Below are 21752 nucleotides of genomic sequence, written 5' to 3'. Positions count from 1 at the left end.
GTTGTATAGTAGTCATAAGCAATACAATAGGGAAATTGTAGGTTGCAATGTAGGGTAAATTGAAAAAAAATCAAAGTTCTGTAGAAATAATTGAATATTTTTTCTTTTTAGAGCTCTTTTTTGAAGAAATGTGCAAATAAACTGTAAAAATATGTGTAATACTAAATTTTACAAGAGCATATTTTTAAGGAGAATAGGAGTGAAGATATTTAGAAAGTAAAAGCATAAAAAAAACCGATACAATTTGTATCGGTTTTATAAGCGAAATATATATTATTTGACGATTTATTTTACTTTTTCAACGATTGCTTTGAAAGCTTCTGGGTGATTCATTGCTAAATCAGCTAAAACCTTACGGTTTAATTCGATGTTATTAGCTTTTACTTTCCCCATAAACTGAGAATATGACATACCGTTTAATCTAGCTCCCGCATTAATACGAGTAATCCATAATGCACGGAATGTTCTTTTCTTGTTTCTACGGTCTCTGTATGAGTAACTCATAGCTTTGTCAACCGCATTCTTTGCAACTGTCCAAACGTTTTTACGTCTTCCAAAGTAACCTTTGGCTTGTTTTAATACCTTTTTTCTTCGGGCTCTACGAGCAACCGCGTTTACTGATCTTGGCATACTTTTAAATGATTTTTTGTAGTAGGCGATTCGAAAATTCTGAATTATAAATTCTGAATTTTGAATTCTTTAATTGAGCCTAACTCCAGGGTTTATAAATTGTTTTTAACCGAAAGAACGGATTACTTTAAACGTAATTGTTCTTTAATACTATTAACGTCACTATCGTGTACTAATGTACTGTGCGTTAATGCTAGCTTACGCTTTTTAGACTTCTTTGTTAAGATGTGGCTTTTGTAAGCGTGCTTTCTTTTAATTTTACCAGTTCCAGTAAGCTTAAAACGCTTCTTTGCGCTGGATTTTGTTTTCATTTTAGGCATAATTCCTAATGTATTTAAATATTTCGCTTATTATTTTTAACTTGATTTCACGCAACAGATTTTTGTATCAGGCTGAGCGAAGTCGAAGCATTATTTCTTTTTTGGTGCGATGAACATAATCATTCGCTTTCCTTCAAGTTTAGGCATTTGTTCAACCTTACCGTATTCTTCAAGTTCTTGTGCTAATTTTAATAATAAAATTTGCCCTTGATCTTTGTAGATAATTGAACGTCCTTTAAAGAATACGTATGCCTTTAATTTTGCACCATCTTTAAGGAACTTGATTGCGTGTTTCTTTTTAAACTCATAATCGTGTTCATCTGTTTGAGGACCAAAACGAATTTCCTTAACAGTTACCTTTGATGCTTTGGCTTTTAATGATTTCTCACGTTTCTTCTGTTCGTAAAGGAACTTCTTATAATCCATTATTTTACAAACAGGTGGATTAGCTTTAGGTGAGATTTCAACTAAATCTAATTCTTGTTCATCTGCTATGGCAAGTGCTTTCCTTGTCGGATAAACACCAACTTCAACATTGTCTCCTACAAGTCGTACTTCTGGAGCGTTGATTTTTCTGTTAATTCTGTGTGGATCTTCCTTGATTTCTCGTCTAGGAGCTCTACTTCTTTTTCTTCGTATTGCTATGGTTCTAAAATTTTAAGTTAAACATTAAATGGTTGTAAGCTATTATTTATTTCTTCCTTCACCATGTCTGCAAATGCTTCCATAGTTAAAGTTCCGATATCGCCAACTCCATGTCTTCGTACAGAAACTGTGCCATCTTTTTCTTCTTGCTCACCAATGATAAGCATAAAAGGAACTTTGCTCATTTCTGCTTCCCGAATTTTTTTACCAACAGTCTCATTTCGATTGTCGATTTGGGCGCGAATTTCGTGATTTTCTAACAAAGTTAAAACTTTTTTCCCGTAATTCTCATATTTTTCACTAACAGGTAATAAAATTGCTTGTTCTGTCATTAGCCATAATGGGAAATTTCCGCCTGTATGTTCTAACAAAATAGCAATGAAACGTTCCATACTTCCAAAAGGTGCACGGTGAATCATTACAGGTCTGTGAAGCTCGTTATCACTGCCTTTGTAAGTTAAATCGAAACGTTCAGGCAAGTTGTAATCTACCTGAATTGTTCCTAATTGCCAGCTTCTTCCTAAGGCATCTTTTACCATAAAATCAAGCTTTGGTCCGTAAAAAGCAGCTTCTCCATATTCTATCACATAATTAAGCTCTTTTTCCTTTGCAGCATTGATAATCGCATTTTCAGCCTTTTCCCAGTTTTCTGTAGAACCAATATATTTTTCTGGTTTTTCAGGATCACGTAACGAAACTTGTGCCGTAAAATTATCAAAACCTAAAGATTCAAAAACATACATAACCAAGTCAATCACGTTTTTAAACTCCTGATCGAGTTGATCTGGCGTACAAAAAATATGTGCATCATCTTGCGTAAATCCTCTTACACGCGTTAATCCGTGCAATTCTCCACTTTGCTCATAACGATATACTGTTCCAAATTCTGCGTAACGTTTCGGTAAATCTTTATAACTAAATGGTTTCGTATTGTAAATTTCGCAATGATGCGGGCAGTTCATCGGTTTCAATAAAAATTCCTCATCTTCTTTAGGCGTATTTATTGCTTGAAAACTATCTTCTCCATATTTCGCGTAATGTCCAGAAGTTACATACAATTCTTTCTGTCCGATGTGCGGAGAAATGACCATTTCGTACCCAGCTTTTTGCTGTGCTTTTTTCAAGAAATTTTCTAGCTGAGAACGCAAAGCAGCTCCTTTTGGCAACCATAATGGCAATCCTTGACCTACTTTTTGTGAAAAGGTAAACAATTCTAATTCCTTACCAAGTTTTCTGTGATCGCGTTTTTTAGCTTCTTCAAGTAAGTGTAAATATTCTTTAAGTTCTTTCTGTTTTGGGAAAGAAACTCCGTAAATACGTGTTAATTGCTTGTTGTTTTCGTCACCTTTATAGTAAGCTCCAGCAACACTCATTACTTTTACAGCTTTTACAATTCCTGTATTCGGAATATGTCCACCACGACATAAATCGGTAAATGTGTCATGGTCACAAAATGTAATTGTACCATCTTCTAGACCTTCTACCAATTCAACTTTATAGTCGTTTCTATCTTTATAATAAGCTAATGCTTCCTCTTTTGTTGCTGAGCGCATTTTAAAATCGTGCTTTCCTCTCGCAATTTCAAGCATTTTATCTTCAATTGTCTTAAAATCTTTATCAGTAATGGTTTCATCTCCCATATCAACATCATAGTAGAAGCCATTATCAATCGCTGGACCAACCCATAATTTAGCATCTGGGTACAATTCCAGAATTGCTTGTGCTAAAATATGTGCGGAAGAATGCCAAAAAGCTTTCTTTCCTTCATCGTCTTTCCAGGTGTATAAAATAAGCGAACCATCTTCCGTAAGTGGCGTGGTTGTTTCTACGGTGACACCATTAAAGTTTGCAGAAATCACGTTTCTGGCAAAACCTTCACTAATATTCTTGGCAACATCCATGGGAGTTACACTCGAATCAAATTCTCTAACTGAGCCGTCTGGCAATGTAATTTTTATCATACAAAAATAAATATTAAGCTAACAAAGATAATACGAACCATACACCTGTACAATTTATATTTGGATTATATCTGATAAAAAATAAAACAGCTAAAAAAAGTGTATAACTTTCAAAAATAACTGTTGTAATAGCGAGCAGAGTGTTTTATTTTTGAAGCAATTATGGAGCAAGACATTCATCACTATATAAATCAGTTAAATGACGCACAACGAGCGCCTACACTTCACAAAGATGGCGCGTTAATGGTTATTGCTGGTGCAGGTTCTGGAAAAACGAGAGTACTTACGTATCGCATTGCATATTTAATGAGTCAAGGTATTGATGCATTTAATATTTTATCGCTGACATTTACCAACAAAGCAGCGCGAGAGATGAAAAATCGTATCGCTAATATTGTTGGTGGAAGTGAAGCAAAAAATCTATGGATGGGAACATTCCATTCTATTTTTGCCAAAATTTTACGCTTTGAAGCAGATAAGTTAGGGTATCCGAGCAATTTTACAATTTATGATACCCAAGATTCTGAACGTTTGATTCGTTCCATCATCAAAGAAATGCAACTTGATAAAGATATTTACAAGTACAAGCAAGTACGTTCGCGAATTTCTTCCTTTAAGAACAGTTTAATTACAGTAAGAGCGTATTTTAATAATGCCGATTTGGTAGAAGCTGATGCGATGGCAAAACGTCCGCGAATGGGCGAAATTTATAAAGAATATGTAGATCGCTGTTTTAAAGCTGGCGCGATGGATTTTGATGATTTGTTATTGAGAACCAACGAATTATTGAATCGTTTCCCAGATGTGTTAGCAAAATACCAGAATCGTTTTCGCTACATTTTGGTAGATGAGTACCAAGATACCAATCACTCACAGTATTTAATTGTAAAAGCCTTGGCAGATCGTTTTCAGAACATTTGTGTCGTAGGTGATGATTCACAAAGTATTTATGCATTTCGTGGCGCAAACATCAACAATATTCTGAATTTTCAGCAAGATTATGACAATGTAGCCATGTATCGCTTGGAACAGAATTACCGTTCTACCAAAAATATTGTAGAAGCTGCCAATTCTGTTATTGAACATAATAAAACACGTTTGGATAAAGTTGTTTGGACAGCAAACGATCCTGGCGGAAAAATAAAAGTCAATCGTAGTGTTACCGATGGAGAAGAAGGTCGTTTTGTAGCAGGTTCTATTTTTGAAACCAAAATGCGTGAACAATTGACTAATGGCGATTTTGCCATTTTGTATCGTACCAATGCACAATCGAGAGCAATGGAAGATGCATTGCGTAAACGTGATATTCCATATCGAATTTACGGTGGTTTGTCATTCTATCAACGAAAAGAAATCAAAGATGTTTTGGCATATTTACGTCTAGTTGTCAATCCGAAAGATGAAGAAAGTTTGAAACGTGTGATAAATTATCCTGCGCGTGGTATTGGACAAACTACGATTGATAAGTTGGTTGTCGCGGCAAAGCATTACGGACGTTCTATGTTTGAAGTGATGGAAAATATTTCTAAGATCGATCTGAAAATTAACAAAGGAACCAAAACAAAACTCGAAAACTTTGTGACGATGATTCGTAGTTTCCAAGTGATGAATGAAGGTGCAGATGCTTTTGAATTGACAAAACACATTACCAAAAAAACAGGTTTGGTGCAAGAGTTAAAGAAAGATGGAACGCCAGAAGGAATTGCCCGAATTGAAAATATTGAAGAATTACTGAACGGTATTAAAGATTTCGTTGAAGGACAAGTGGAAGTGGCAGATGCGACAGGTGCTTTGGCAGAATTTCTAGAAGATGTTGCGCTAGCTACCGATATGGATAATGATAAAGGTGACGACGATAGAGTTGCACTGATGACGATTCACTTAGCAAAAGGACTCGAATTTCCGTATGTATATATTGTGGGAATGGAAGAAGATTTGTTTCCATCGGGCATGAGTATGAATACGCGTAGTGAATTGGAAGAAGAACGTCGTTTGTTTTATGTGGCGCTGACAAGAGCCGAAAAACAGGCGTATTTGACGTATACGCAAAGTCGTTACCGTTGGGGAAAATTGGTTGATGCTGAACCGAGTCGTTTTATTGAAGAAATTGACGATAAATATTTAGACTACATCACGCCAATTGATAATTATCGTTTCAAACCTTTGATTGATAATGATATTTTTGGCGAAGTTGATAAGAGTAAGTTGCGTTTACAGAAACCAAAATCGGGTCGTCCGCCAGTTGTGGGAAGTCCGACACCAGAGCAAATTAGAAAGCTTCGAAAGATAAAACCAGAAGCTTCTCAAAGTTCGCCACCAAGCGGAAGTTTGTTAGATGAAAAATTGGTTCCTGGAACATTGGTGGAGCATACACGTTTTGGTCGTGGTGAAATTTTACGATTGGAAGGTGTTGGCGGTGATAAAAAAGCAGAAATAAAGTTTCAAGTTGGCGGCATTAAAAAATTGTTGTTGCGTTTTGCCAAACTTAAAGTATTGTAATAATCAGTTTCAAATAGGAAAGAGGTTGTTTTAGAAGTTAAACTTTCGACTGTCACTCAAGACAGGCTTGATCGGGTTTTCTATAATAATTGAAAATCAATATGATAAGATTCTGGATCAAGTCCAGAATGACGTTTCTAATAACTTTTAAAACAACCTCTTTTTACTCAGATAAAACTCTCAAATTTATTCGATAGCTTTCTTTCTTGGCATAATTCCGCCTACAATTTTACTTGAGTTTTTGATTTCGAACTTTTTTAATTTGTCTAACATAATAATTGATTTTAATATTAATATGAAAGTCAAGTTAAGTGATTGTGAATTAGAAACATAGTAACTCATCTGACAATTCCGTGAATTGTAGGAAAGAAAGCATTACATAAGTTCGTTCGGTTATGCAGAAGAAGTTAATTTCTGAATCATTCGTTTAAAAAACGGATAGTAAATGCGTCCCCACATTGGATTTTTATCAAAATAAAATGCTTCTTTCGTAGTAGCATCAATCACAACAGGAATGGTAAATGCTGCCCATTTTTTACCTGATTTTAGCTTTTTACAATAAACTTTGGCTTCTTCTGTAATATTTTCAGAAATTAAAATAGAAATCACTCCAACACCAGATTGTAAACCTCGTGGCCAACCACTGTAGTTTTTGCTAGAATATTCAAACGCTTCTTTTAAGTGAGCTTCAATGGTTTGCACGGTAATCGTTTCCTCTTTTACATCAGTTGCAACTATAAACGTATTCATTTGTGTTGCAAACCAGCTCCAGCGAAATTGTTTGTCATACCCAATAACTGTTGGTTGATGTAAAATAGCATCTTCAGAAAAGAAACTATTTTCCGTTTGTAAGCGACTTTTAATAAGTTCAAGATTCATATTGTATTATTCCTTTAAAAGTGTTTCCAAAAATTCAACTATTTCTTCAAATTCCGCATTTTAAAATCTCTAAAAGCATATACGATTTTACTGTTTTTAAACATTTATTTATCGAATTCGAAAAAATAGTATAGTATACTCATGAAAATTCAGCAGTTAGGCAAATGGAAGTCCAAGCCTAATCTTCTAACACCAACGATTCTGAATTGATACAAAAACGCAAACCACTTGGTTCGGGTCCGTCAGGGAATACATGTCCTAAATGGGCATCACAAGTACTGCAAGTAACTTCTACGCGAACCATACCATAGGAAGTATCTTTAATATAATCAATCACATTATCTTTTACAGGTTCTGTAAAGCTTGGCCATCCACTACTTGAATCGAATTTTAAATTTGAATCAAACAAAGGAGTTTTACAGCACACACAATTGTATACTCCAGGATCATAACGACTGCAATGTTCACCAGAAAATGGACTTTCTGTCCCTTTTAAACGTGTAATGCGGAATTGCTCAGGAGTTAACTGCGCTTTCCATTCCGCTTCTGTTTTTTCTACTCGCGTATCAGGTTTTTTATTACCGTTTGTGGCATAGTGAATAATATCTTTCCAAGTAAGCATAGTTTTTTCTTTTTGCAAAGATAAGGGTTTTTTAGGTGTTGGTTTTTAGCTCTTGGCTCTTAGCTTTTGGCTTTTTTTTATGTTATTTATAGTTGTTAGAACATTTCCACAGAAAACAAGTTCAAAATGATGCATTAAGTCAATAAGTTCAACAATTTATATTTTGAAACAAAACCGAAAATAAAGAATTTAACCAGTAACCAGTAACCAGTAACCAGTAACCAGTAACCAGTAATCAGTAATCAGTAATCAGTAATCAGTAATCAGTAATCAGTAATCAGTAATCAGTAATCAGTAATCAGTAATCAGTAATCAGTAATCAGTAATCAGTAATCAGTAAGCAGTAATCAGTAAGCAGTAATCAGTAAGCAGTAATCAGTAAGCAGTAATCAGTAAGCAGTAACCAGTAACCAATTAACATACATTTAAGGGATTCCAATTGCAGAGTTAAAAAGGAAATTAGTACTTTTGATTTTATTAAAAAAACCGAAAAACATGGAACAATTTAGACAAACATTGCCCGTAAGCGCTTTAGGAGAAGACGCAAGAGTGGCTTTTTACAAAAAATCATATACTTATTTAGCCTTTGCAGTATTATTATTTATCGTAGTAGAATACTTATTTTTGCAAGTACCATTTATTGTTGAAACAGGAATGCAAATGATGCAAGGTGGTTGGACATGGTTGGTAGTGTTAGGGATATTTATGTTTGCTACAAATTATGTAGAAACTGTCGCTATAAAATCAAAAGACAAAACGGTACATCATGCTATGTTGTTTGCATATGTTATACTTGAAGCCTTAATTTTTGTACCACTTATTTACATTGCGATACAAGTATCAGGAGCAAGAGAAAGTGATATTTTAACCCAAGCAGCCATCATGACGTTGGCTTTATTCGCTGGGTTGTCAATGGTTGCTTTTACCACTAAAAAAGATTTTTCATTTCTAAAATCAATCATAACCATTGGAAGTTTCTTAGCGTTAGGATTGATCGTTGCCGGAACCTTCTTTGGAGGTTTTGAATTAGGATTATGGTTTAGCGTTGGTATGGTCGTATTAGCATCAGCTTCTATCTTATACCAAACCTCAAACATGATTCACAAATACGAAGAAGATCAATATGTAGCCGCTTCTTTAGGACTGTTTGCTTCTTTGATGTTATTATTCTGGTATGTTGTGAGTATTTTTTTAAGTGAATAAATAATAGATATACTTTATATATTGAAAACCGCCTTGCAGTTGTTGTAAGGCGGTTTTTATATTAAGTTAACTCAGAATGTCACTTATTTAAAAGTACAATTTAACACGGATTATACACCAAATCGATACTCAAATACGTATCACCTTTTTGCAAACGATGTTCTGAATAAATATCTCCATTAGAATGATCGTAACTATTCCAAAGTTTTGATTTAATCTTAATTTTTTCATTTGCGTGTGTAGATTGTGCTGTTCCTTCCTTATGATCTTTTACAGTACAATTTGCATCTCTAAAAATTCCAGAAACATATACTTTTAAGTATGGTTTATGTTTTCTTCTGCTGGCGCGTACCCAACTGCCACCATCTTTTTTAAATGCATTTGAGGTACCTTCAATTCTACTAGAACCAAAGAAACCATTTGATACAATTAATTCTCCAACTAACAACCAACTGCTATCATTGGCAGTATCGGTAACAGTACCATTGGCTTCACTACAAGCAGATTCAACAATCACAGTTTTAGGATCTGACATGGTTTGGTAATCACCATTTAAATCATAAAAACCAATCGTTACAGTCGCATAAAATGTTCCTACACTGGTATACGTATGCCATAAAAGATCGCCACTATACGTACTATAATTACTTACTGTTGGTGTTGAACCATCGCCCCAATCTATTGTAATATTTGCAAACTCATACGCATATGTTGATGTACTTTCTATTGCACCTTCATCGTTTTTAATGGTTTCTGTAAGATTCATACCAAGTGCTTTATTAAATACATCACAATCTTCATTTTGTAAAATAGGATAGGAGTCGTATGCTAAGTTGTAATCAACATCTAGATGCATCATTGTGCCGAGACTTGTATTATCTGAAATCAGTTCAATCTCTTGATAATGCGTGGCTAAAATCGTAGCAGGCAAATCGTCTGTACCTTTTGGCGTACCGCGTAACTCATTTAAAATGCTTTGTTCGTTTTTATCAAAAGCAACGGCAATATCTTCCGAAAGATATACGTAGATTTTATTTCCTATTCCCAATTCGTGATATTCATTAAAAATAGATTTCTCCAATCCTTTAATAAAGGTATTTTCGAATATGGATACAATTTGCTGTTTAGAATATCCTTGATTATTAAAATTGTATTGCTGATTGAACGTTTTTCTAAAAGAAGTAAATCCGCTGTATTGCGCCTCAAACTGATCTAAAATTGTATCTATATCTAGATTGTTTGCATTTGGGTTTTCTTGTTCAGCATCTACCATATCGCCTAAAAACTCGTAATATTGGTCAATATGCGCCTGATCGTTAAAAAACAATATGCCATTGCTATCTACATACGGCATCTGTACGTTTGTTGATTGATTTTTTAATGCAACTGATGAATTATCTTCAAGTTTCACATCATCATCATGCGTACAAGAAGCAAGCATAATTAGAATGATGGCAAGTACATTAATTTTTAAATTTTTCATGATTTTTTAAATTAATTAGTTCCTTACTCTTTGTTTTAAATTGACTTTTCAGGTTTCCGTCAATAGATCGATCTGTAAGTATGGGTAACAACCCTAAAAACATTACCCACTTTTTTTAAATAATTTTTTGTTTGAAAGCTTGTTGCAGCACTGCGAGACAAAATAAAATGCGTTTGAAAGCTTCCTGCACCTCTGCGAGAACGTTTCCAACGTGTCGAAAAGCTTGTTGCAGCACTGCGAGACGGTTTTGTACTTCCCCGAAAGCTTGTTGCAGGTCTGCGAGAACGTTTCGGGCTTTCCCGAAAGCTTGTTGCACCTCTGCGAGAACGTTTCGGGACTTCCCGAAAGCTTGTTGCACGTCTGCGAGAACGTTTCGGGTTTTCCCGAAAGCTTCCTGCATTGCTGCGAGACGGTTTCGGGAGCTGTTTTATTGATAATTATGCAATGAAATGACTGAAAATTGTTAAAATATTACGAATTGTGTAAAATTGCTGTTTTTGAGGTGAAGTAGGATTGTATAGCTTTTTGATGCGTTACTGCCTACTTCTATTCGTTTGGTATAATAGAAGTAAAGTGACGTAATAGTTTTTGTATCATAGTATGTTTATGTTTTTTAATTATGGCTTTCCGTAAAGGTGTTCCGTATTTTTCAATTAGTATTGTAAGAATTAATTGTGTTCTAGATAAAGAATGCTAATCAAAAATTAGTATTTTTAATTTTTAATCAAGCAAACTACCGAAATCATTGAATAAAAAACAACTTTCAGAACGAGACATTTGTACCAAGTTTATCAATCCTGCATTGCAAAAGTCAGGATGGAATATGCGAACACAAGTGAGAGAAGAAGTATTTTTTACAGATGGGCGAATCATTGTTCAAGGAAACTTACATACTAGAGGACAACGAAAAAGAGCCGATTACATTCTGTATTATAAATCAAACATTCCAATTGCTATTATTGAGGCAAAAGATAACAAAAAGCCTGTGGGACATGGAATGCAGCAAGCATTAGAATATTCAGAAATTTTACAAATCCCTTTTGTCTTTACTTCCAATGGAGATTCTTTTGTGTTTCATGATAAAACCAAAACAACGGGCGTATTAGAACAAGAAATTTCCTTAGATAATTTTCCTTCACCTGAAACTTTATGGAAAAAGTATTTACAATATACTAAGATTGAAACGTCTGAAGCACAAGAAATAGTAGCAAAAGATTATTATGCGGATGATAGCGGAAAGACGCCACGCTATTACCAACAAAATGCTGTAAACAGAACTTTAGAGGCTATAGCAAAAGGACAGGATAAAATTCTGTTGGTCATGGCAACGGGAACAGGAAAAACATACACAGCTTTCAATATTATTTGGCGTTTGTGGAAAACAGGAGTTAAAAAAAGAATTTTGTTTTTGGCAGATAGAAATGCTTTATTAACACAAACAAGAAATGGCGATTTCTCTCCTTTCGGAAATGACATCATGCATATTATCAAGAATAGGAAGATTGATAAGTCCTATCAAATCTATTTTGCATTATATCAAGGATTGACTTCAAATGAGGAAGACAAAAACGCGTATAAAGAGTTTAGCAAAGATTTTTTTGATCTAATAGTTATAGATGAGTGTCATAGAGGTAGCGCCTCAGAAGCGTCAGCTTGGCGAGATGTATTAACCTATTTTAATTCGGCTACCCAAATTGGACTCACAGCCACACCAAAAGAAACCAAAGATGTTTCCAATATGGAATATTTTGGAGAGCCTGTGTATACGTATTCTTTAAAACAAGGAATTGATGATGGCTTTTTGGCGCCATATAAAGTAGTGCGTATTACAACCAGCGTTGATGATGGTTGGCGACCAACTAAAGGATTGTTGGATAAATACGGAAATGAAGTAAAAGACCGCATTTATAACTTAAAAGATTATGATAAGACGTTGGCAATTGACGAACGTACAGAAGTTGTAGCTAAGAAAATTACCGAATATTTAAAAGCAACAGACCGTTTTGCAAAAACCATTGTATTTTGTACTGATATCGATCATGCAAACAGAATGCGTCAAGCTTTAATAAATGAAAATGCAGACTTAGTTGCCAAACATTGGAACTATTGTGTAAAAATAACAGGCGATGATGAAGTTGGAAAACAAGAACTCGATAATTTTACTGATGTAGAAGAAACGTTTCCCGTAATTGCAACCACTTCTAAAATGTTGACCACCGGAATAGATACCAAAATGGTAAAGTTTATTGTACTAGAATCTAACATACAATCCGTTACAGAATTTAAACAAATTATTGGTCGTGGAACTCGAATACGAGAAGCTGAAGGCAAAGTGTTTTTTACGATTATGGACTTTAGAAAGGCAACAAACATATTTGCACGCCCCGATTTTGATGGTAATCCTGTGCAAATCTACGAACCAGCACCTGGAGAATCCGTAGTGCCGCCAGATGAAGGAGAAACAACTACACCTGATGATGATGCATCACCAACAAACCCAGATGATTTTAAACCCACAATACCTAATATTGATATTGATGATACGGAAGAAGAAATAAAAAAATATTATGTGAATGATATTCCTGTTTCGGTCGTAAATGAACGTGTTCAATATTACGGAAAAGATGGCAAGCTGATCACAGAATCGTTAAAAGATTACTCCAAAAAGAATTTGGGAAAAGAATTTGCTTCGCTTGATGATTTTATTCAAAAATGGAACGATGCTGAAAAGAAAGAAGAACTCATAAAAGAATTGGCAGAGCATGGTATATTACTAGAAGCGCTTCGCGAAGAAGTTGGGCGAGATTTGGATGATTTTGATCTCATCTGTCATATTGCTTTTGACCAACCAGCTTTAACGCGACAAGAACGAGCAAACAATGTTCGAAAGCGAAACTATTTTGCCAAATACAGCGAAACAGCACAAAAAGTTTTACATAGCTTGTTAGATAAATACGAACAAGAAGGTATTGCATCTATAGAAGACAATGCTATTTTAAAAGTTCAACCTTTAAATCAAATAGGATCTGCTGTAGAATTAGTACGCGCTTTTGGGAAAAAGAAAGATTTTGACCAAGCCATTAAAGATCTAGAAAACGAAATATATAATATTGCTTAATGGAACAAAGAATTGAAATAATAAATAATTGGAATTTACAAAAGGTATTCAACCAATTGGAAAATGGAAATATGAAAATTCCAAGGTTTCAACGTGGTTATGTATGGGAAAGAAGTAAAATAGTAAAACTTCTTAACAGTATTCAAAGCCAATATCCTATTGGTTCTTTTTTTGTTTGGGAAGCTGGTAAAGAGTATAAAAACTTTTGTCGTGAAATTAAAGATTTAAACTTACCAGAAGAACCAGAATCAAATTATTATAGTTTTATTTTAGACGGTCAGCAACGAATTACGTCACTCTATGTAGCTTTAAAAGGTAAAACAATCAACAAAACAGATTATTCTTCAATATGCTATAATGTTGAAAAAAAAATATTTCATATTCCGAGATTAAAGAATGAAAGTCATAACATTCCTGCTTGGAAACTTTTTCATACTCAAGAATATGGAAATATTTTAACTGATTACGCAATCCATGATAGAGAAAATGGAACAAAATACAGTGAAGTTTGGAGAGATTGCCAACAAATATTTTCAGATTATCCCATAAGTATTATAAAAACTTTAAAAATGGAACTTGATGAAGTCGTTACCATTTTTGAAAGAATAAATCAAGGAGGAAAAAGATTATCACTATTCGATTTAGTCCATGCCAGTGCTTGGTCGCCAAGCTTTGACCTTCGAGATAAGATTAAAACCTTTAATTCAGAACCCAATGTAAAAGCATTTGGAGGTGTTGAAAATGAAGTGTTTATTCAGTCCTTGTCACTAAATGCCTTTGGAGATTGTAAAAATAAAAATCAGTTAAATTTAACAGCTGAAATTTGTGAAGAATATTGGATAAAGACAACAGAGGCTATTAGGCTAAGTCTTGATTTTGTAAAAATTTTTGGTGTTAAATTTATAGGTTATCTACCTTACAATGCCTTTCTTCCCATTTTGCAGTTTTATTATTTTAAGTCTGGTAAAAAAAGTATTGCGACAAATCATTTTAATTATATTGAAAATTGGTTTTGGACAGCTACGTTTTCAGCACGTTTTTCGAGTTCAAGTTTAACAAAAATGAAAGATGATGCAGATTGGATAAGCAATTTGTCGCAAAACATTCTTGAAGAAAACGTATTTGGAGTTTCTTTAACTATTAAAGAACTTACAAAAGTAAATATGCAAACAAAATCTGTGATTAAAAATGGTGTTATTTGTTTAATGGCTCTTGAAAACCCTAAAGATTTTGACAATAGTATTTTAGTAACATTAGATAAATCAAATATTGCAAAATCAAACGGAAAAGAAAATCATCATTTTTTTCCGTATTCATTAAGAGATAAATTTGGCACAACCGTTAAAGGAATAAATGCACTATTAAATTTTGCCTTAATCTCTGGAAGATTGAATAGAAAAATATCTAATGATTTCCCTTCTGATTATTTAGCAGAATATGCAGCTCAAAACCAAAATTTAGAAGTAGATTTAGCGAGTCATTTTATTTCTTTAGCAGCATTAGAAGCAGCACAAAATAATAACTTTGAATTGTTTATTAATGAAAGAGCGAAAACAATATTGCCCAAAATTATTGAAAAAGTAAAAGTAGGTGAGTTTTCTGAATTAGATAATGAAATTATTGAAGAAAATATAGAGTAAAAAAATAAAGAGAATAACCATACATGAGTAACATTACAACCAACATAAAAGGCATACGCGATATCATGCGTAAAGACACAGGAGTCGATGGTGACGCACAACGCATTTCGCAAATGGTGTGGATGCTTTTTATGAAAATATTTGCCGATAAAGAAGAAGAATGGGAAATCACCATAGACAATTACGAGTCGCCAATACCAGAACACCTAAAATGGCAAAACTGGGCAGCAGACGATGAAGGACTCACAGGCGATCCCTTAATGGAGTTTATAGAAAACGAGTTGTTCCCTACCTTAAAAGAGTTGGATATTACCATAAGTCCACAAGCAAAAATTATACGTTCGGTTTTTGAAGATACCTATAACTACATGAAAAACGGAACACTGTTTCGTCAGGTTATCAATGTGATTAATGAAATTGATTTTAACAGTACTACAGAACGTCATCTATTCAACGATATCTACGAAACCATACTAAAAGACCTGCAATCGGCAGGTTCTTCTGGGGAATATTACACACCAAGAGCGGTAACACAGTTTATGGTAGATATGGTAAATCCGCAACTAGGAGAAAGCGTACTAGATCCTGCATGTGGTACAGGTGGATTCTTAACCTGTACAATTGATGCAGTCCGTAATCAAGTAAAAACACCAAAAGATAGAGACGTATTACAAAAATCGATACGTGGTATTGAGAAAAAACCATTGCCACACTTATTATGTACGACCAACTTAATGTTGCACGGTTTTGATTTGCCAGTAGTACGCAGAGACAATTTACTAAGCAAACCTTATGCAGATTGGGGCGCCAAAGACAAACTTGATATTATTTTGTCTAATCCACCTTTTGGAGGAGTTGAAGAAGATGGTACCGAAACCAATTTCCCTAAAAAATTTAGAACCAAAGAAACTGCCGATTTATTCTTAGCCTTAATCATTAAGCTTTTAAAAGACAAAGGACGTTGTGCCATTGTATTGCCAGATGGTACATTATTTGGCGAAGGCATGAAAACACGCCTAAAAGAAGAATTGTTACACAAATGCAACCTGCATACCATTGTACGTTTACCCAATGGCGTATTTAACCCTTACACAGGTATAAAAACCAACTTGTTGTTTTTTGAAAAAGGCACACCCACCAAAGAAGTTTGGTATTACGAACATCAATACCCAAAAGGTGCCAAAAGCTATAACAAAACCAAACCAATTAACATTAAAGAATTTGAGGTAGAAAAAAAATGGTGGCACCAACGTGTAGAAAATAAATTTGCTTGGAAAGTTTCTATAGACGAGATTAAAAAACGCAATTACAACCTAGATATCAAAAACCCACATCAAGAAGCCGATACTTTAGAAAGCCCAGAAATACTATTAGAAAAATTCAGAACTACGGAAACTAAAATTTCTAGCATACAAGACGAAATTATCAATGTATTAACTGAAGCTCTAAAGTAAAACCGCCTTTTCATTCCTGCGGAGGCAGGAATCTATTAACTATGAAACTACTACAACATTTTAAAGAACTAACCATTCGTCCTAAAAATGCTCAAGAACTAAAAGGGTTGATTTTACAATTGGCAATACAAGGAAAATTGACTGCGAATTGGAGAGCAGAAAATCCTGATATTGAACCTGCTTCAGAATTATTAGAAAAAATAATTAAAAACAAAGAGGATTTAGTTAAGTCAAAAATTGCTAGGAAAGAAATTGCTAAAAAGGAATTTTTAAAAGAAGAAGTAAGTTTTAAAATTCCTGAAACTTGGATTTCAAAAAACATAACTGAGTTTTATTATACAATTGGTGGGAAATCAAATCAAATCAAATCCAAAAATTATAATGAGAGAGGTAAATATCCAATTGTTTCACAAGGCAAAAATAAAATAGATGGTTATAGTGATGATGAAAGTAAATTATTAAAATTAGCCAAACCAGTCGTTGTATTTGGAGACCATACAAGACAAGTTAAATTTATTGATTTTGATTTCATCATTGGGGCAGATGGGACTAAAATACTTAACCCATATGATGGTATTGATTCACAGTTTTTTTATTTACATATTTCTTTTTTTGATTTATCTAATAAAGGTTATGCACGTCATTACAGTTTATTAAAATTAAAAGCATTTTGTCTACCACCACTAGAAGAACAAAAAGAAATCGTAAGAGTAGTAGAAACCCTGTTTAAAGAAGTAGAGCAATTAGAGCAATTAACGGTAAAACGTATTGGTTTAAAAGAAGATTTTGTAACCTCAGCATTACATCAACTCACTACCAAAAACGCCAACCAAGAATGGAAGTTTTTACAAGAACATTTTAAAAGTTTCTTTAATGAAACCACCAACATTAAAAAGTTACGAGAAACCGTTTTACAATTAGCCGTACAAGGAAAGCTCACAGCAAATTGGCGAGTAAATAATCCAGATACAGAAGATGCCAGCCAACTCCTTAAACAAATTCAAGAAGAAAAAGCACAACTCATTGCAGCCAAAAAAATAAAAAAGGAAAAAGTCTTACCACCAATTACCAAAGATGAAATTCCGTATGAAGTGCCTGAAGGTTGGGTTTGGGTAAATTTTGGAGATTTAGCAACCTTCATTAATGGTGATAGAGGTAAGAACTATCCAAATAAATCTGAATACGTAGATGAAGGAGTTGCATGGATAAATACAGGGCATATAAATCCAGACGGAACATTGTCGGAATCAAAGATGAACTATATAACTGAAGATAAATTCGACATTCTACGAGGGGGTAAAATTCAGGATGGAGATTTAGTGTATTGTCTACGTGGTGCAACATTTGGTAAAACAGCTTATGTTTCACCATTTAAGAAAGGCGCGATTGCTTCATCATTAATGATAATAAGGGCTTATATACAAGATTCCTCTGGTTTTATTTATCGGTTTTTAATTAGTCCTGAAGGGAAGAGACAACTATTACGTTTTGATAACGGTTCAGCACAACCAAATTTATCTGCAAATAAGGTTAAGTTATATGCATTTCCACTTCCACCACTAGAAGAACAAAAAGCCATCGTAGCAAAAGTAAATGCATTGATGGAGTTATGTGATAAACTCGAAGAAGAAGTACAACAAAGCCAAGCATATAGTACGCAGTTGATGCAGAGTTGTTTGCGGGAGGTTTTTGAAACAAGTTAAGAGCTATAATTATGGATGAATTATTAATAAAAGTACGTGACCAATTAGCAAAATGCAACCTAGCTAATGAAACTCGGTTAAACTTATTAAACAGGAACAGTCCTAACGAGTGTCTTGTTTGTTTCTTATTAGTGTCAGATAAATTTAAAAATTTAGAGGAATTATTAGAAGCTATTACAAATTGTCTTTCTACGATGTCAGTTTCATTAAGTGCAATTAATAATAGCCGAGTTATTATTCATCCAATGTAATCTGTTTCAAAAAACAATATACCATTCAAAAAAAAACAGTTGAGGTTTGAGTAAACAAGAAAAAACAATACAGGCAGAAATAAAGAAGGTTACTGATGTATTGAGTCAAAACCTACAAATACCAGGTTTTCAACGCCCTTATCGTTGGACAGAAAAAAATGTACTGCAACTATTAGAAGATATTTATGGGAGTTGGAAACAAGTAAAAAGTGCTTATAGAATTGGGAGTGTTATTCTGTATGAAGATAAAAAAAAGCCAGAAAGTGGTTTTCAAATTATTGATGGACAACAACGCATTACTACATTAATACTAATTTTACGTCAGTTAGCATCTGAGCAGGCAATTACTTTATCAGAAAATTTAAAATTTAACCATAGTGATTCTGAAAAATGCATTCTCAAAAATAATGATTTTATTGTGTATTGGTTAGCAGAAAATATTGCACAAGAAAAAGCAGACTTTTTAAACTACATCAATAAGTTTTGTGAGTTTGTAGAAGTACGAGTTAGCAAACTATCAGAATCTTTTCAAATGTTTGATTCGCAAAACAGTCGTGGTAAAAGCTTAGAAGCTTATAATCTTTTAAAAGCCTATCATATTAGAGCTATGGAAGATGAGCAAGCTACGAATGAAGATAAAATGGAAAGTGATCGACGTTGGGAAAATGCGACGCGATTTGTAATCGATCCATTAAATACGAAACACAAACCACAAGATGTTTTAAAACAGTTGTTTAATGAGCAATTGTATAGAACTAGAATCTGGAGCAAAAAGCAAGCAGCTTTTGGTTTTAGTAAAAATGAAATAGCAGAATTTAAAGGACACACCATTAAAGTGAAGGAAGAAATGGAATATCCATTTCACAACAGCAATTTACTACATGCAGTTGCTTTAAACTATTTTAATGGATTACAAGTGCAAGTAAAGGGCATAAAATCTCGTTTTAACCAAAAGCATCTTTCTAATGTGAACGATTTTGTTTCTATCAATCAACCCATAATCAATGGGAAGTCTTTTTTTGACTATATAGAATCTTATGTAGAGATTTACAAGCAACTTTTCATTCATAAAGCAACTCCTTATTTTTTAAAAGAATTTAAAAATTTTTATCAGAAACAATGTTTTTATAAAAATAGTTATAGAACAGGCGACCAATATTTAAGAGAGCTTTATAAATCACTAATTATCTTACTTTTTGATAAATACGGTGAAAAAGGTGTACATAAATACTATAAAGAACTATACGCTGTTGTATATCGCTTGCGCTTAGAAAAACAGCAAGTAAAATATGCTGCTGTGGCAAAATATCCTTCAGATACAGCAATTTTTTCAATCATAGCACAAAGTAAAAACTATTTTGAATTAAGACCCATAACAGAACTAGCAAAAAAAGACATTGTTTGTGTAAAAGTAGAAGATATTATAATTTCTTTTTTTGATGAATTTAAGGTTGATATCGATTATTCAAAATTAAAATCTTAACAGTCATGGAGGTAAAAGATTTAAATAAAAGTATTCGCGAAATATTTCAGTCCAACTACATAGTGCCTTTATATCAAAGAAACTATGCTTGGACAGATAATGAAATACACCAATTGCTCAGAGACATTTATGAGAACTACTCTAAAAATCCAGAAAGCTTTTACTTTATAGGAACATTAGTTGTTTTAAAAAGAAAAAATGGAGACTTTGAAGTAATAGATGGGCAACAACGGTTAACGACACTTTCACTAATAGCAAAAAAATTAGATGTAACACTTAAAACCTCTAAGCTACAATACGATTCTAGACCAGAAGTAGAAAGTTTTTTAAGTACATATTACCAAAGAGGAGCAGTCGCAACGACGACCACAAATCATTTGGTATCACATTTTAATGAGGCCATTGAATATATTGAAAACGTAGACTTAAAAGCAAAAGATCCTACAGAAATACTTCGCTTTAATGATTACTTAACAAAAGATGCTATAAAAGGTTTTAAAGACTATTTTTTCAATCAAGTGCAATTGGTAAAAGTTGAAATTCCTTCCGATATTGATGTTGCTCATTACTTTGAAGTGATGAATAATAGAGGAGAACAACTAGAAGAACACGAAATAGTAAAGGCAAGGCTTTTAGATAAGATACAGGGCAAAAAAAGGAGCTCTGTTCAATTTGCTAAAATATGGGATGCTTGTTCACAAATGAATACACCTATACAGCGTTTATTTAAAAAAGATAGAACCTGTTTTTTTGGGAAAAATTACAATGGTTATGATTTTGAAACAGATGAAGAAGAATTAGAAAATAAAGAGGATGATGGCTCAATTAGTATTAGTGCTATTCTTTCTGGTACATCTATCTTGGAAGAAGAAGACAATTTAAAATTTGATAAAAATGAAGATTTTGAAGCAATCATTGATTTCCCTAACTTTTTAATGCATGTTTTAAAGCTTTATTTTTTAGATAAAGAAAAAGATGTTCCTTTAAATGGCGATGAGTTATTAAAATGGTTTGAAGATTTAGAAGATGAAATAGATCCACTAACGTTTATTGATTTTCTGTTGTATTACAGAGTTGTTTTTGATCGTTTTATAGTAAAGGTTATTGAAGACGAAAAATCTGAAGATAATACGAAATGGATTTTGCAAAAACCAAAAATGTATTATTATAAAAAAAATAAAAAAAAATACAGAAGACTGCAATACATAAACAGTTTTGATGACTTACAAGAACCTATAATTAAGTGTCTTTCAATGTTGCAAGTTACCTTTAGAACAAAGAAATATAAAAATTATTTACAAGAAATTTTAAGTTGGTTTGATGATGCTGATGATTTAGAAATTAAGCCTAAAGATTATTTAAACAAATTAAATAGTTTAGTAATTCAACTATTTAATGAAAACAGAAATTATGATAAACTAATAAAAAAACTACCTTATAGTGAAGGTACGAGAACTCCACATTTCTTGTTTAATTTTATAGATTACTTATATTGGACAGAGAACAAAGAAAAATTTCACTTTGAGTTTAAGTATCGAAATTCTGTGGAACATCATTTACCACAATCTCATTCAAATTATGAAAACGAAGATGTATTGGATTGTTTAGGGAATTTATGTTTAGTGAGTAAAAGTGGAAATTCTAAAATGAATGATGAGTCTCCCAAAGGAAAAGCAGATATAAAAGGGAAGTTTTACAGGAGTAATTTACCAGCTAAACAACTGGTCATGTATAATAAAACGAACAAAGAACACAAGTGGGAAAGAGAACAGATTCTAAATCACTATTATGATATTTTGGAATTGCTAAATAGGAAAGAAGAAATATTAACTCTTTAAAAACATAATCTGTTAGAAAGAAG

The 21752-nt window shown here is 33.2% G+C and carries 16 protein-coding genes; 8 read left to right on the top strand and 8 right to left on the bottom strand.

All coding sequences use genetic code 11. From position 1 onward, the window contains the following. Nucleotides 1–285: 285 nt before the first annotated feature. The 4 genes from rplT to thrS form a co-directional block, all read right to left on the bottom strand. On the bottom strand, nt 286–630 hold the full coding sequence (gene rplT, locus KAOT1_RS06430) for a 50S ribosomal protein L20 (protein WP_007093936.1): 345 nt from the start codon (nt 628–630) through the stop codon (nt 286–288). A gap of 122 nt (nt 631–752) precedes the next feature. Beyond that, nucleotides 753–950, bottom strand: coding sequence for a 50S ribosomal protein L35 (gene rpmI / locus KAOT1_RS06425; RefSeq protein WP_007093935.1), 198 nt, complete (start codon nt 948–950; stop codon nt 753–755). Nucleotides 951–1040: 90 nt separating this feature from the next. After that, nucleotides 1041–1553, bottom strand: coding sequence for a translation initiation factor IF-3 (infC, locus tag KAOT1_RS06420; protein WP_083777293.1), 513 nt, complete (start codon nt 1551–1553; stop codon nt 1041–1043). Between the two features lie 59 nt (nt 1554–1612). Continuing rightward, nucleotides 1613–3556, bottom strand: a complete 1944-nt coding sequence (gene thrS / locus KAOT1_RS06415) for a threonine--tRNA ligase (protein WP_007093933.1) — start codon at nt 3554–3556, stop codon at nt 1613–1615. A gap of 162 nt (nt 3557–3718) precedes the next feature. On the opposite strand from thrS, the gene KAOT1_RS06410 reads away from it, so the two are divergent. Next, complete coding sequence (locus KAOT1_RS06410) at nt 3719–6055, top strand: ATP-dependent helicase (RefSeq protein WP_007093932.1); 2337 nt, start codon at nt 3719–3721, stop codon at nt 6053–6055. Between the two features lie 393 nt (nt 6056–6448). Here KAOT1_RS06410 and KAOT1_RS06405 read toward each other — a convergent pair whose 3' ends face one another. Then, entirely contained in the window at nt 6449–6934 is a 486-nt protein-coding gene (locus KAOT1_RS06405) for a hypothetical protein (protein ID WP_007093930.1), read from the bottom strand. Nucleotides 6935–7112: 178 nt separating this feature from the next. Next, nucleotides 7113–7556, bottom strand: coding sequence for a peptide-methionine (R)-S-oxide reductase MsrB (msrB, locus tag KAOT1_RS06400; protein WP_040559367.1), 444 nt, complete (start codon nt 7554–7556; stop codon nt 7113–7115). A gap of 495 nt (nt 7557–8051) precedes the next feature. On the opposite strand from msrB, the gene KAOT1_RS06395 reads away from it, so the two are divergent. Further along, nucleotides 8052–8759: a Bax inhibitor-1/YccA family protein gene (locus KAOT1_RS06395; RefSeq protein ID WP_007093928.1), complete on the top strand. Its 708-nt coding sequence runs from the start codon at nt 8052–8054 to the stop codon at nt 8757–8759. A gap of 100 nt (nt 8760–8859) precedes the next feature. Here KAOT1_RS06395 and KAOT1_RS06390 read toward each other — a convergent pair whose 3' ends face one another. Together KAOT1_RS06390 and KAOT1_RS06385 are read right to left on the bottom strand one after the other, a co-directional pair. Continuing rightward, nucleotides 8860–10242: a hypothetical protein gene (locus KAOT1_RS06390; RefSeq protein WP_007093927.1), complete on the bottom strand. Its 1383-nt coding sequence runs from the start codon at nt 10240–10242 to the stop codon at nt 8860–8862. Nucleotides 10243–10357: 115 nt separating this feature from the next. Next, a complete protein-coding gene (locus tag KAOT1_RS06385) occupies nt 10358–10642 on the bottom strand; it encodes a hypothetical protein (protein ID WP_007093925.1) in 285 nt (94 codons plus the stop codon). 345 nt (nt 10643–10987) lie between these two features. On the opposite strand from KAOT1_RS06385, the gene hsdR reads away from it, so the two are divergent. The 6 genes from hsdR to KAOT1_RS06350 all read left to right on the top strand — a co-directional run bounded on the left by hsdR (nt 10988) and on the right by KAOT1_RS06350 (nt 21729). Continuing rightward, nucleotides 10988–13360 (top strand): EcoAI/FtnUII family type I restriction enzme subunit R, encoded by a 2373-nt coding sequence (gene hsdR, locus KAOT1_RS06380; RefSeq protein ID WP_007093924.1) that lies wholly within the window; start codon nt 10988–10990, stop codon nt 13358–13360. Beyond that, nucleotides 13360–15000, top strand: a complete 1641-nt coding sequence (locus tag KAOT1_RS06375; RefSeq protein ID WP_007093923.1) for a GmrSD restriction endonuclease domain-containing protein — start codon at nt 13360–13362, stop codon at nt 14998–15000. The genes hsdR and KAOT1_RS06375 overlap by 1 nt, the downstream gene beginning before the upstream one ends. Nucleotides 15001–15023: 23 nt before the next feature. Then, nucleotides 15024–16454, top strand: a complete 1431-nt coding sequence (locus KAOT1_RS06370; RefSeq protein ID WP_007093922.1) for an HsdM family class I SAM-dependent methyltransferase — start codon at nt 15024–15026, stop codon at nt 16452–16454. 41 nt (nt 16455–16495) lie between these two features. Beyond that, nucleotides 16496–18157, top strand: a complete 1662-nt coding sequence (locus tag KAOT1_RS06365; protein ID WP_007093921.1) for a restriction endonuclease subunit S — start codon at nt 16496–16498, stop codon at nt 18155–18157. A gap of 297 nt (nt 18158–18454) precedes the next feature. Then, nucleotides 18455–19891, top strand: a complete 1437-nt coding sequence (locus KAOT1_RS06355) for a DUF262 domain-containing protein (protein WP_007093920.1) — start codon at nt 18455–18457, stop codon at nt 19889–19891. Nucleotides 19892–19896: 5 nt separating this feature from the next. Then, nucleotides 19897–21729 carry a DUF262 domain-containing protein gene (locus KAOT1_RS06350; protein WP_007093919.1) on the top strand — a complete coding sequence of 611 codons (1833 nt, stop codon included), beginning with the start codon at nt 19897–19899 and terminating at the stop codon, nt 21727–21729. Nucleotides 21730–21752 lie beyond the last annotated feature (23 nt).

Source organism: Kordia algicida OT-1 (assembly GCF_000154725.1).
Taxonomy (GTDB): Bacteria; Bacteroidota; Bacteroidia; order Flavobacteriales; family Flavobacteriaceae; genus Kordia; species Kordia algicida.
Note: the sequence above shows the minus strand (reverse complement) of the source record. Positions and strands in the feature narration are given on the sequence as shown.